Raw genomic sequence first — 12,608 nt, 5'->3', positions numbered from 1 at the left:
TGGGGGCCTGGGCCCTCTGGTCCGGCCGGAGGTGCGCCTTGGCCGGGCCCGCCGTTCCCTGCGGGGCTCGGGACGGCCTGACAGGTGCGGGTGCCTTGTGGCTGAGCGCGCCGTTCCCCGCGCCCCCTGCGGGGCCCGGGACAGCCCGATAAGTGCGGGTGCCTTGTGGCTGAGCGCGCCGTTCCCCGCGCCCCTTACGGGGCTCGGGACAGCCCGACGAGTGCGGGTATGTCGTGGCTGAGCGCGCCGTTCCCCGCGCCCCTTACGGGGCCCGGGACAGCCTGACAGGTGCGGGTGCGTCGTGGCTGGGCGCGCCGTTCCCCGCGCGCCCTGCGGGGGACGGGGCGGTCCGACGTGGTGGACCTTTCGGGGGCCGTGGGAATCCTGGGGGGTGCCGGGTGTTGTACCGGTGTGAGCTCTGTGATCTCGTCGACTCGATTCTCCGTTCTTGACCGGTCCCGTACCCGTGAGGGGCACTCGGTCCCCGAGGCGCTGCGGGACACCGTGCGGCTGGCCCAGGACCTGGAGGGGCTCGGCTACCACCGGGTCTGGGTCTCGGAGCACCACGGTGTGCCGGGCGTGGCCGGTTCCGCGCCGACCGTGCTGGCCGCCGCGGTCGCCGCCGCGACGCGCACGATCCGGGTGGGCACGGGCGGGGTGATGCTGCCCAACCACCAGCCCCTGGTGGTGGCCGAGCAGTTCGGCGTCCTGGAGTCGCTGTTCCCCGGCCGCATCGACATGGGCCTGGGCCGCTCCGTCGGGTTCACGGACGGCGTACGCAGAGCGCTGGGCCGGGACAAGGACGTCGCCGACGACTTCGCGGCGCAGCTCGACGAGCTGCTCGGCTGGTTCCGCGGCACGTCCCCGACCGGGGTGCACGCGCGGCCCGCGGAGGGTCTGACCGTGCCGCCGTTCGTCCTCGCCATGGGTGAGGGCGCCACGATCGCCGCCCGGTCCGGCCTGCCGATGGTGATCGGCGACCTCCGGAACCGCGAGAAGATGCGGCGCGGCGTCGACCACTACCGCGAGACGTTCCGGCCCTCGGTGTGGGCGAGCGAGCCGTACGTCGTCGTCTCGGGCACGGTCGCGGTCGCGGCGACCCCCGAGGAGGCCCGCCGGCTGCTGCTTCCGGAGGCCTGGTCGATGGCGTACTCGCGCACGCACGGCACGTTCCCGCCGCTGCCGCCCGCCGAGCGCGTCGAGGCCCTGTCGATGACCGACCGGGAGCGCGGCTTCCACGAGTCCGGGCTCACCGGCCAGATCGCCGGCACCGAGGACCAGGTCGCGCACGAGCTGGAGACGGTGATCAAGGAGACCGGCGCCGACGAGGTCCTGGTCACGACCAGCACGTACGACCGGGACGCCCTGCTGGACTCGTACCGGCGGCTGGCGCGGGTCGCGCACCTGGGCGACCTGCCGGATCAGGGCCAGTAGGCTTTCCGGAGGCGCGACTTGGCCAGTTTCCCGGTGGGCGTACGGGGCAGCGAGTCCGTGAAGTCCACACTGCGGGGCGCCTTGTAGTGCGCGATGCGGGCGCGGACGAACGCGAGGAGTTCCCGTTCGAGCCCGGGTCCGGGCACGGCGCCGGGGGCGGGCTGGACGACCGCCTTGACCGCCTCGCCCATCTCCGCGTCCGGTACCCCGACCACCGCGACGTCGGCGACCTGCGGATGCAGGGTCAGACAGTCCTCGATCTCCTGCGGATAGATGTTCACGCCGCCGGAGATGATGGTGAACGCCCTGCGGTCGGTGAGGAAGAGGTAGCCGTCCTCGTCGACGTGCCCGATGTCGCCCGTGGTCGTCCAGTGGGGATGCTCGGGGTGCTGCGCCTGGCGGGTGCGGTCCTCGTCGTGGTGGTAGCGGAACGGGAGTTCGTCGCGCTCGAAGTAGACGGTGCCCGTCTCGCCGACGGGCAGCACCTTGCCCTCGTCGTCGCAGATCCGCAGTTCGCCGAGGAAGCCGCCGCGCCCCACGGACCCCGGTTTGCGCAGCCATTCCTCGGGCCCGATGAAGGTGATCCCGTTGGCCTCCGTCGCCGAGTAGTACTCGTACAGGATGGGCCCCCACCAGTCCATCATCCGCCGTTTGACCTCGACGGGGCAGGGCGCGGCGGCGTGGATGGCGACCTTCAGCGACGACACGTCGTACGCCGCGCGCACCTCGTCCGGCAGCTTCAGCATCCGTACGAACATGGTGGGCACCCACTGGCTGTGCGTGACCCGGTGCCGTTCGATCGCCGCCAACGCCCCTCGCGGGTCGAAGGAGTCCATGAGGACGACCGTGCCGCCGGTCGCGGTGACCACGAAGCAGAAGCGCAGGGGCGCGGCGTGGTAGAGCGGGGCCGGGCAGAGGTAGACGCTGTCCTCGTCGAAGCCGTACATGGGCTGGAAGAGCAGTTGGTACATGCTCATCTCCTCGCGGACGTCGCCGTCGGGGAGCGTGGGCGCGATGCCCTTGGGCAGTCCGGTGGTGCCGGACGAGTAGAGCATGTCGACGCCGCGCGGCTGGTGTTCGGGCGGCCGGGGCGAGGCGGCGGCGAGGGCCCGTTCGTACGAGCCGTCGTCGAAGTCCAGGTGCAGCGCGGCTTCCGGCACCGACTCCCGTACGGACCGGCCGAGTCCGGCGAGCGGCGCGGACACGATGAGGGCCCGCGCGCCGCAGTCGCGGACGATGTAGGCGGCCTCGTCGGCGGTCAGATGGTGGTTGACGACGGTCAGGTACAGGCCGGAGCGCAGGGCCGCCCAGTAGACCTCCAGGACGCGCGGGTCGTTGTCGGCGAGGAGCGCCAGATGGTCGCCCACGCGCAGTCCCGCGGACCGCAGATGGTCCGCGAGCCGCAGCGAGCGGTCCTCCAACTGGCCGTAGGTGAGGGTACGGCCGCCGTCCGCGGTGACGACGGCCGTCCTTGCCGGGTCGTACGCTCCGGGATACATGCGGGGACGGTACCCCGCGTGTGTGACGGTGCGTCAGAGGTGTGCGGCGGCTTCCGGGTTCGCGCACGTCGTGTCCTGGGCGCGCGGCCGGTGCCCGGTCGCCGTCTCGGCGGCGAGGGCCAGCGCCCGGCGGTCGGGGGCCGCGCCCGGCGGGAGCACCGGCCGCACGTGCACCTCGGCGACGAGGCCGCGGGCCGACACGACCCGCCACACCGAGGTCAGCAGCGAGTCGCTGCCCACGAACGCGGGTGCGGTGCTCACCGCGCCCCCGTCGTGCCGGTAGCGCAGGCGCACCGGCTGGACGGCCGCGCCGGCGTCGAGGGCGGCCTGGAAGGCGGCCCTGCGGAACCGGCCCTGGGCGCGCCCGCACCAGGTGCTGCCCTCGGGGAAGACGACGACCGCGGCGCCGTCGCGCAGGGTCTGGGCGATCCGCGCGACCGTGCCCGGCAGCGCGCGCAGGCGGTCGCGTTCGATGAACAGCGCGCCGCTGCTCGCGGTGAGCACCCCGGCCACGGGCCACTGCCTGATCTCCGCCTTGGCGAGCATCCGGCCGGGGCGGACGGCGGCGAGCAGGGGGATGTCGAGCCAGGAGATGTGGTTGGCCACCAGCAGCAGGCCGCCGGTGGGCGGCGCGGCGCCGGTGGTGCGGACGTCCACGCCCGCGGTGCGCACGATGGTCCGGCACCACGTCCGGATGAGCCTCTCGCGCCGGTCCGCGGGCACCCGCGCGACGACCGGGATCAGTACGACCCCGGTGGCGACGACGACGAGCAGCGAGACCAGCCGCAGCGCGGCACGCGGGACGGCGGTGGCCGCCCGCACGGACTCCACGCAGGTCCCCGGGGTGCAGGGCGCGCTGGGCAGCCAGGCGCTCGCCGGAGCGCCGGCCGCGGTGGTGGCCGGGGCCGGGGGCGCCCCGGCCCGACGGGAGGCGGCCGGGCCGGAGGCGGCCGGGCGGGTGAGGCCCGGCACGCCGCCGCCGCGACGCGGGCGTGGGATCTTCACGGCGCCCAGGAGCGCCGCGCGGGGCGCGTTCATCACGCGGGCACGAGGGAGAGGAAGTGCCGCAGATAGCGCGGGTTGACCCGGCGCATCGACAGCAGCACGTACAGGTCGGCGACGCCGAAGTCCGGGTCGTGGGCCGGCTCGGCGCAGACCCAGGCCCCCAGGCGCAGGTAGCCGCGCAGCAGCGCGGGCAGTTCGGCGCGGTCGGGACGGGCGACGCCCTCGGCGCTCCAGGGCAGCAGCGGCCGTACGCGGTACTCCGCGGGCGCCAGGTGCTTGTCGCGCACCCGGTCCCAGGCGCCCGCGGCGAGCGTGCCGCCGTCGGCGAGCGGTATGGAGCAGCAGCCCGCCAGCCACTCGTGGCCGCCGTCGGTCATGTAGCGGGCGATGCCGGCCCAGATCAGGCCGATGACGGCGCCGTCGCGGTGGTCCGGGTGGACGCAGGAGCGGCCGACCTCGACGAGCCCTGAGCGGATCCCGGCGAGGGGTCCGAGGTCGAACTCGCTCTCCGAGTAGAGCCGTCCGGCGACCGCGGCGCGCTCGGGCGGCAGCAGCCGGTAGGTGCCGACGACCTGCCCGGTCGTGGTGTCGCGCACGAGCAGGTGGTCGCAGTACGCGTCGAAGGCGTCGATGTCGAGGCCCGGCCGGAGGGTGGCCAGCCGAGCGCCCATCTCCCCGGCGAAGACGTCGTGGCGCAGTCGCTGCGCGTCCCGGACGTCGGACGCGTCGCGGGCGAGGGTGACGGTGTAGCGGGTGGGTGCGGTCGACAGTGGGGGGCTGTCGAGCGTGGAAACGCCGGTCATGGCTCTCTCCTGGTCACGGGCCGGATGCGGCGGAGCGGCGCGGACCGTCGCGTACCGGTCCGTGCGTTCCTGTTCTTCCGACGCCGGCTGACCGGCGAGTAACCCGCGGAGAGAGACCGGGTGTGAGCTTGCTGAATGCCAGGGGTGCTTGGCGGGACCGGGGCTGAGCACCACGACGGTCCCGCCCGTCCGCACCCTCGGCGAACGTCTGTAGGGGGCGCGGGGAACTGCTACCGCTTCCCCGCCTTACGGGTGGCTCGCAGCCACTCCTTGTTCATCCCCGTGATGGACATCAGCGGGATCCCCTTGGGGCAGGCGGTCGCGCACTCCCCCGCGAGCGTGCACCCGCCGAACCCCTCCTCGTCCATCTGCGCCACCATGTCGAGCACCCGCGTCTCCCGCTCGGGCGCCCCCTGCGGCAGCACGTTGAGGTGGTTCACCTTCGCCGAGGTGAACAGCATCGCGGCACCGTTCGGGCAGGCGGCCACGCACGCGCCGCATCCGATGCACTCGGCGTTCTCGAACGCGAAGTCCGCGTCCGGCTTCGGCACCGGCGTCGCGTGCGCCTCCGGCGCGGCGCCCGTCGGCGCGGTGACGTATCCGCCGGCCTGGATGATCCGGTCGAAGGCGGTCCGGTCGACGACGAGGTCCTTGACGACCGGGAAGGCCGAGGCGCGCCACGGCTCGATGTCGATCGTGTCGCCGTCCGAGAAGGACCGCATGTGCAGCTGGCAGGTGGTCGTGCGCTCGGGACCGTGCGCGTCGCCGTTGATGACGAGCGAGCACGCGCCGCAGATGCCCTCGCGGCAGTCGTGGTCGAAGGCGACGGGGTCGTCGCCCTGGAGGATGAGCTCCTCGTTGAGGGTGTCCAGCATCTCCAGGAAGGACATGTCCTCAGAAATCTCGTCCACTTCGTACGTGGACATCGCTCCGTCGGCGTCGGCGTTCTTCTGCCGCCAGACGCGCAGGGTGAGCTTCATGCGTAGCTCCGCTGGGTGGGGTGGACGTACTCGAAGACGAGGTCTTCCTTGTGCAGGACGGGCGCGTCACCGGTCTCGGTGAACTCCCAGGCGGCCGCGTAGGTGAACTCCTCGTCCCGGCGGGCCGCCTCGCCGTCCGGGGTCTGGGACTCCTCGCGGAAGTGGCCGCCGCAGGACTCGTCGCGGTGCAGTGCGTCCAGGCACATGAGCTCGGCGAGTTCCAGGTAGTCGACGATCCGGTTGGCCTTCTCCAGCGACTGGTTGAACTCCTCGCCGGTGCCGGGGACCTTGATGCGCCGCCAGAACTCCGCTCGGATCTGCGGGATGCGCTCCAGGGCCTTGCGCAGCCCCGATTCGGTACGGGCCATGCCGCAGAACTCCCACATCAGTTCGCCGAGTTCGCGGTGGAAGGAGTCGGGGGTGCGGTCTCCGTCGACGGCGAGGAGCAGCCGCAGCCGGTCCTCGGTGTCGGCCAGCACCTCCTGGACGGCCGCGTGTTCGTCGGTGACCTCCTCGTGGTGCGGGTTGCGGGCGAGGTAGTCGTTGATCGTCGACGGCAGGACGAAGTAGCCGTCGGCGAGGCCCTGCATCAGCGCGGACGCGCCGAGCCGGTTCGCCCCGTGGTCGGAGAAGTTGGCCTCGCCGATGGCGAACAGGCCCGGGACGGTGGTCTGGAGGTCGTAGTCGACCCAGAGTCCGCCCATCGTGTAGTGCACGGCGGGGTAGATCCGCATCGGCACGGTGTACGGGTCCTCGGCGGTGATCCGCGCGTACATGTCGAAGAGGTTGCCGTACTTCTCCTCGACGGCCTTGCGGCCCATGCGGCCGATGGCGTCGGCGAAGTCCAGGTAGACGCCCTGCCCGCCGGGGCCGACCCCGCGGCCCTCGTCGCAGACGTTCTTGGCGGCCCGGGAGGCGATGTCACGCGGTACGAGGTTGCCGAAGGCCGGGTAGATCCGCTCCAGGTAGTAGTCGCGCTCGTCCTCGGGGATCTCGTTCGCCGGGCGGTCGTCGCCCTTGGCCTTCGGGACCCAGATCCGGCCGTCGTTGCGCAGCGACTCGCTCATCAGGGTCAGCTTCGACTGGTGCTCGCCGGTGCGCGGGATGCAGGTGGGGTGGATCTGGGTGAAGCAGGGGTTGGCGAAGTACGCGCCGCGCCGGTGCGCCCGCCAGACGGCGGTGGCGTTGGAGTTCATGGCGTTGGTCGACAGGTAGAAGACGTTGCCGTACCCGCCGCTCGCCAGGACGACGGCGTCCGCGTAGTAGGTGTCGATCTTCCCGGTGATCAGGTCGCGGGCCACGATCCCCCGCGCCCGCCCGTCGACCACGATCAGGTCCAGCATCTCGGTGCGGGCGTGCATCTCGACGGTGCCGGCCGCGATCTGGCGGGACAGCGCCTGGTAGGCGCCCAGCAGCAGTTGCTGGCCCGTCTGGCCGCGGGCGTAGAAGGTGCGGGACACCTGGACGCCGCCGAAGGAACGGGTGTCGAGGAGGCCGCCGTACTCACGGGCGAAGGGCACGCCCTGGGCCACGCACTGGTCGATGATCTCCACCGAGATCTGGGCGAGCCGGTGGACGTTCGACTCCCGCGCCCGGAAGTCGCCGCCCTTGACGGTGTCGTAGAACAGCCGGTGCACCGAGTCACCGTCGTTGCGGTAGTTCTTCGCGGCGTTGATACCGCCCTGCGCGGCGATCGAGTGGGCCCGCCGCGGTGAGTCCTGGTAGCAGAACTGCACGACGTGGTAGCCCTGTTCGGCGAGCGTGGCCCCGGCGGCGCCGCCCGCGAGCCCGGTACCGACGACGATCACGGTGTGCTTGCGGCGGTTCGCGGGGTTGACCAGTTTGGCCTCGAAACGGCGGGTGTCCCACCGCTCGTCGACCGGCCCCCCTGGGGCCTTGGTGTCGGCGACCGGCTCTCCGGTCGTGTACTCGGCGTAGGTCGTGGGCTCGGCGAGTCCAGCGGCCGTGTCGGCTTGTGCGGTCATGTCAGCTCACCACTCCGGTCATCACGCCCACGGGTACGGCGACGAACCCCACCGTCAACACCAGTGCGAGCACGTCGGCGATGGTCTTGAAGGCCCGGTCGCGGGTGCGGCTGCCCACGCCGAGGGTCTGTGCCGCGCTCCAGAAGCCGTGCCGGATGTGCAGGCCGAGCGCGAGCATCGCGACGATGTAGATGACGCTGCCGTACCAGGTGGAGAAGGTGTCGATCACGTTCTGGTACGGGTGTCCGGACTGGAAGCCGTCCGGGTGCACGGTGCCGGTCGTCAGGTCCAGGATGTGCCAGACGATGAACAGGCCGAGGATGATCCCGCCCCAGCGCATGGTGCGGGTCGCGTAACTGGCCCGGGGCTTCTTGTGCACGTACTTGGTGGGGCGCGCCCTGATGTCACGGCGGCTGAGCTGGTAGGCGGAGACGGCGTGCGCGACGACCGCGGCGACCAGGACCACGCGGATGATCCACAGCGCCCACTCGTAGTGCAGGAAGGGCTCACCGATGGTGCGCAGCCAGTGCGCGTAGTGGTTGAAGTCGTCCGAGCCGAAGAAGATCTTGAGGTTGCCCAGCATGTGGACGACCAGGTACGCCAGCATGATCAGGCCGCTGACGGCCATCACGGTCTTCTTGCCGACGGACGAGTCCCACATGGTGCGCGTCAAGGACGGTTTTCGGTCCGTCCGCGTTGCCAGAGCCATGGGACAGCACGCTAGGCCCACCAGGCACGATCGGTCCAAGACATGCCACGGCTCGATTCCATAGGCAACGCCTATCGTGGACGTACGATGGGCGGATGCAGTTCCAACAGCTCCAGTACTTCGTGGCGGTCGCCGAGACCCGGCACTTCACCCGGGCCGCCGAGCTGGTCCATGTGGCCCAGCCGTCGCTCTCCCAGCAGATCAAGGCGCTGGAGCGGGAGTTGGGAGCCGGCCTCTTCCTCCGGGCGCGCGGGAACATCACGCTGACGGACGCCGGGGAGGCCCTGCTGCCGCTGGCCCGGCGCATCCTCGCGGACGCGGACACGGCCCGGCACGAGGTGCAGGAGCTGGCCCAGCTGCGCAGTGGCCGGATCCGGCTGGGCGCGACGCCGAGTCTGTGCACGGGCCTGCTGCCGGACGTGCTGCGGGCCTTCCACGACCGGTATCCGGGCATCAGGCTGCTGATCGAGGAAGGCGGCTCGCACGACCTCGTACGGGAGCTGGCCCGCGGGGCGCTCGACCTCGCCCTGGTCGTCCTGCCGCTGCCCACGCCGTCACCCGCGCTGACCACCGTGGAGGTGCTGCGGGAGGACCTGGTCGTGGTGTCGTCCCCGGAGGCCCCGGCGCCGGGGCGGGGCCGGCGGACCGTGGGCATCCCCGATCTGGAGGGGGAGCGCCTGGTGATGTTCCGGCACGGCTACGACCTGCGCGAGCTGACCGTCGCGGCGTGCCGCTCCGCCGGGTTCGAGCCGGATTTCGCGGTGGAGGGCGGGGAGATGGACGCCGTGCTGGGGTTTGTGCGGGCGGGGCTCGGGGTGGCCGTGGTGCCGCGGATGGTGGCCACCCGGGTGGGGCGGGGGCTGCGGGTGACGCCGCTGGCTCGGCCCGGACTGAACCGGACCGTCGCGCTGGCGCACCGCAGCGATGTGGCTCCGCCGCGAGCGGCACGGGAGTTCCAGCGGATGCTCCTGGAACGGTGACACCCTCTGCGGGGCTTGGGCCGGGAGTGTCGTGCGGGCCGGTGAGGGCTGAGCGCGCAGTTCCCCGCGCCCCTGAAAAGCGTGGGCTGCGCCCCGCTGATGAAAGACAGGGGCGCAGCCCTGTCTTTCAGGGGCGCGGGGAACTGCGCGGCCAGCCACGAGATACCCGCACCAACGATCCACCCCGCACACCAGCACCCAAAAGGGGCGCGGGGAACTGCGCGCTCGGCCACGACGTGCCCGCGGCCGCGCATCCCCGCTCGATCACCCCGTCGCGTCCACCAGCGCCAGATCGTGCAGCCGGTCCGGCGGACCCGGGCGGGCGTAGTACCAGCCCTGCGCCGTGTCACAGCCCAGCAGCCGCAGCTGCTCCGCCTGCGCCCCCGTCTCCACGCCCTCGACCGTGACCGCGAGGTCCAGGCTGTGGGCCAGGGAGACGATCCCCTCGACGATCTTCAGGTCGACGGGGTCCGCCGGGAACTGCTGCATGCCCTGCGTGAAGGACCGGTCCAGCTTCAGGATGCTCACCGGCAGGCGCCGCAGATTGGCCAGGTTCGAGTACCCCGTGCCGAAGTCGTCGAGCGCGATGTCCACCCCCATCTCCGCGAGCCGCCGCAGCGGCTTGAGGAGATCGTCGTCGGCGCCGATCAGCGCGGACTCGGTGACCTCCAGGCACAGCGAGTTCGGTTCGAGGCCGACCCGCTCCAGGATGTCGACCGTGTCGGAGACCAGCCCGGGGTGGGTCAGCTGGCACGGGGAGAGATTGACGTTGATCCGCAGGGGCCCGGCGCCGGAGTGACGTTCCTGCCAGATCCGGGCCTGCCGGACCGACTGCTCCAGGACCCACCGCCCCAGCGGGACGATCAGGCCGGTGTGCTCGGCGAGCGGGATGAACCGGTCGGGCCCGAGCACCCCGTGCTGCGGGTGCAGCCAGCGCACCAGGGCCTCCGCGCCGTGCACACTGCCGTCGCCGAGGTGCACGAGCGGCTGGTACTCGATGAAGAACTCGCCCCGGTCCAGCGCGGCCGGCAGCGCCGTGGTGAGCCCGTGCCGGGTGATGGCCCGCGCGTCGGCCTCGGCGTCCGCGAGCTCGTAGCGGTTGCCGCCCGCCGACTTGGCCCGGTACATCGTGATGTCGGCGCTGCGCAGCACCTCCGCGGGGCCCCGCTCGCCCGCCGGGCCCTCGACGATGCCGATGCTGCCGCGGACCGTCAGCTCCCGGCCGTCGATACGGACCGGGGTGATCAGGGCGTTCATGATGCGGTCGGCGAGCGCGTCGACCTCGCTCTCGGTGTCGGGCCCGGTGGTCAGCGCCACGAACTCGTCACCGCCGAGCCGGGCCACCATCTCGCCGGGCGCGGTCGCGCAGGACTGCAGCCGGTCCGCGACCTCGACGAGCAGCCGGTCCCCCGCCGCGTGCCCGAGGCTGTCGTTGATGGTCTTGAAGCCGTCTAGGTCGAGGTAGCAGAGGCCGAAGCGCATGCCGTCACCCGCGGAGAGTGCCTTGTCGAGCCGCTCGAAGAACAGGGTGCGGTTGGGCAGCCCGGTGAGCGCGTCGTGCGTCGCCTCGTACCGCAGCCGGAGGTTGAGCAGCCGGCGCTCGGTGGTGTCCTCCATGAGGGCAAGCTGGAACTGCGGCCGGCCGTCCGCGCCCCGCAGCAGCGAGACGGTGAGGTTGGTCCACAGAACCGTTCCGTCAGGCCGGTAGAAGGCCTTCTCCACGTGGTAGTGCTCGCGGTCGCCGCGCACCAGTTCCTCGTAGAGCCGCCAGACCTGGGGGGCGTCCTCGGGGTGGGTCCACTCGGTGACGTTCCGCCCGCGCATCAGCTGCTCGGTGCCGCCGAACATCCGCAGCAGGGCGTTGTTCACCTGGAGGATGTTGCCGTCGAGGTCGGCGACGCCGATGCCTATCGCCGCGCCCTCGAAGACCGCGCGGAAGCGTGCCTCGGTCGCGTGCAGCGCGTCCGCGACGATGCCCTGGGCCTGGAGGGCGGCGCGTGCGATGGTCTCCTGCTCGGCCAGCGTCCGCTCCCGCAGCGCCCTGGCGAACCCGGCGGCCATGGCGTGCTGCAGGCGTGCGGAGCGGGCGCGCAGGGCGTCCTGGGCCCCGTCCCCGCCGCAGTAGAGCACCAGGTAGGCGTCGACGCAGTCGAGGGTGGCGCTGAGCGCCTCGGGCTCCGTGCAGTGCGCCTCGATGAGCGCGGCGCCCACGGCCTGTCCCTCGGCCGCCTCGAACGTCCTGGCCCGCAGCGCCTCGCTGAGCCGCCGGGCGAGCGGCACCAGGCGCTGCTCGAACTCCGGCCGGGTCAGCGACGTGGCGGTCACCGGGAAGACCGCCCGGCTCCAGATCGTCGCGAACCTGCGCAGTCTGTCCTCCGGCCCGTCCGGCTCCGCGGTCACGCCGCGCGCCCCACGCCCGCGAAACCCGAGTAGGAATAGGGATCCTCGTCCTCGGACGCCGGGTCGGGCCGCCAGTTCGGCATCGGCACCAGTCCGGGTTCCACCATGTCGTACCCTTCGAAGAACCGCGCGATGTCTTCGCGCGAGCGCATGATCAGCGGGTTTCGGATGTCCTTGTAGACGTCGGAGATGCCCCGGACCCGCTCCGGGGGGACCGGAATCCCCTCGTACGAGGCGTGCGTGACGACGAACAGACTGCCGGGCGCCAGCGCGTCCCTCAGCTCTGCCACAGCACCGTACGGGTCGTCCTCGTCCTCCACGAAGTGAAGTATGGCAACGAGAAGAAGAGCCACTGGCTGATTCAGGTCTATCAGACCCCGCAGCCGGGGATGCACGAGGATGTCCCGGGGCTTGCGCAGGTCGCCGACGACGGCGTCCGCGTCCTCGTTGCCGGCCAGGACCGCCTCGCTGTGCGCGACGGCCACCGGGTCGTGGTCGACGTAGAGCACGCGTGCGCCGGGGCGTGCGCTCTGGGCCACCTCGTGGACGTTCCCGAAGGTGGGCAGGCCCGAGCCGATGTCCAGGAACTGGGTGACGCCCTGCTCGGCCGCGAAGCGCACCGCGCGGCGCAGGAACGCCCGGTTCGCCTGCATGATCTTGGGGAGGCCCGGCACGAACTCCATGGCCCTGCGCGCGGCTTCCCGGTCGACCTCGAAGTTGTGCGAACCGCCCAGGTAGTAGTCGTAGACCCGGCTCACACTGGGCACCGAGATGTCGATGCCGCGCGGGGCCCAGGCGGGACGCTCCATCTGT

10 protein-coding genes are annotated in these 12,608 nt (G+C 72.0%); 2 read left to right on the top strand and 8 right to left on the bottom strand.

Going from position 1 to position 12,608, the window contains the following annotated elements; all coding sequences use genetic code 11:
* Window positions 1-411 precede the first annotated feature (411 nt).
* Entirely contained in the window at window positions 412-1,434 is a 1,023-nt protein-coding gene (locus ACLVWQ_RS03505) for an LLM class flavin-dependent oxidoreductase (protein ID WP_414106634.1), read from the top strand.
* Here the strand turns inward: ACLVWQ_RS03505 and ACLVWQ_RS03500 are convergent.
* From ACLVWQ_RS03500 to ACLVWQ_RS03475, 6 genes are all read right to left on the bottom strand, one after another.
* Window positions 1,422-2,933, bottom strand: coding sequence for an acyl-CoA synthetase (locus ACLVWQ_RS03500; RefSeq protein WP_414106633.1), 1,512 nt, complete (start codon window positions 2,931-2,933; stop codon window positions 1,422-1,424). The two genes, ACLVWQ_RS03505 and ACLVWQ_RS03500, sit on opposite strands and share 13 nt — an antisense overlap.
* A 33-nt stretch (window positions 2,934-2,966) precedes the next feature.
* On the bottom strand, window positions 2,967-3,974 hold the full coding sequence (locus ACLVWQ_RS03495; RefSeq protein ID WP_414106632.1) for a lysophospholipid acyltransferase family protein: 1,008 nt from the start codon (window positions 3,972-3,974) through the stop codon (window positions 2,967-2,969).
* Entirely contained in the window at window positions 3,971-4,741 is a 771-nt protein-coding gene (locus ACLVWQ_RS03490; protein ID WP_414106631.1) for a GNAT family N-acetyltransferase, read from the bottom strand. Before ACLVWQ_RS03490 ends, ACLVWQ_RS03495 begins: the two co-directional genes overlap by 4 nt.
* 230 nt (window positions 4,742-4,971) lie before the next feature.
* Window positions 4,972-5,721 (bottom strand): succinate dehydrogenase/fumarate reductase iron-sulfur subunit, encoded by a 750-nt coding sequence (locus ACLVWQ_RS03485; RefSeq protein WP_414106630.1) that lies wholly within the window; start codon window positions 5,719-5,721, stop codon window positions 4,972-4,974.
* A complete protein-coding gene (locus ACLVWQ_RS03480) occupies window positions 5,718-7,706 on the bottom strand; it encodes a fumarate reductase/succinate dehydrogenase flavoprotein subunit (RefSeq protein ID WP_414106629.1) in 1,989 nt (662 codons plus the stop codon). Before ACLVWQ_RS03480 ends, ACLVWQ_RS03485 begins: the two co-directional genes overlap by 4 nt.
* A gap of 1 nt (window position 7,707) precedes the next feature.
* Window positions 7,708-8,379: a succinate dehydrogenase gene (locus tag ACLVWQ_RS03475; RefSeq protein ID WP_414107376.1), complete on the bottom strand. Its 672-nt coding sequence runs from the start codon at window positions 8,377-8,379 to the stop codon at window positions 7,708-7,710.
* Window positions 8,380-8,510: 131 nt separating this feature from the next.
* Between ACLVWQ_RS03475 and ACLVWQ_RS03470 the strand changes: the two genes are divergently transcribed.
* Complete coding sequence (locus ACLVWQ_RS03470) at window positions 8,511-9,395, top strand: LysR family transcriptional regulator (protein WP_414106628.1); 885 nt, start codon at window positions 8,511-8,513, stop codon at window positions 9,393-9,395.
* A gap of 264 nt (window positions 9,396-9,659) precedes the next feature.
* Here ACLVWQ_RS03470 and ACLVWQ_RS03465 read toward each other — a convergent pair whose 3' ends face one another.
* On the bottom strand, window positions 9,660-11,795 hold the full coding sequence (locus ACLVWQ_RS03465; RefSeq protein ID WP_414106627.1) for a putative bifunctional diguanylate cyclase/phosphodiesterase: 2,136 nt from the start codon (window positions 11,793-11,795) through the stop codon (window positions 9,660-9,662).
* Window positions 11,792-12,604: an SAM-dependent methyltransferase gene (locus ACLVWQ_RS03460; RefSeq protein WP_414106625.1), complete on the bottom strand. Its 813-nt coding sequence runs from the start codon at window positions 12,602-12,604 to the stop codon at window positions 11,792-11,794. The genes ACLVWQ_RS03465 and ACLVWQ_RS03460 overlap by 4 nt, the downstream gene beginning before the upstream one ends.
* Window positions 12,605-12,608: the final 4 nt, after the last annotated feature.

The organism is Streptomyces sp. CWNU-52B (assembly GCF_047444975.1).
Taxonomy (GTDB): Bacteria; Actinomycetota; Actinomycetes; order Streptomycetales; family Streptomycetaceae; genus Streptomyces.
This window is presented reverse-complemented; position numbering and strand designations above follow the sequence as displayed.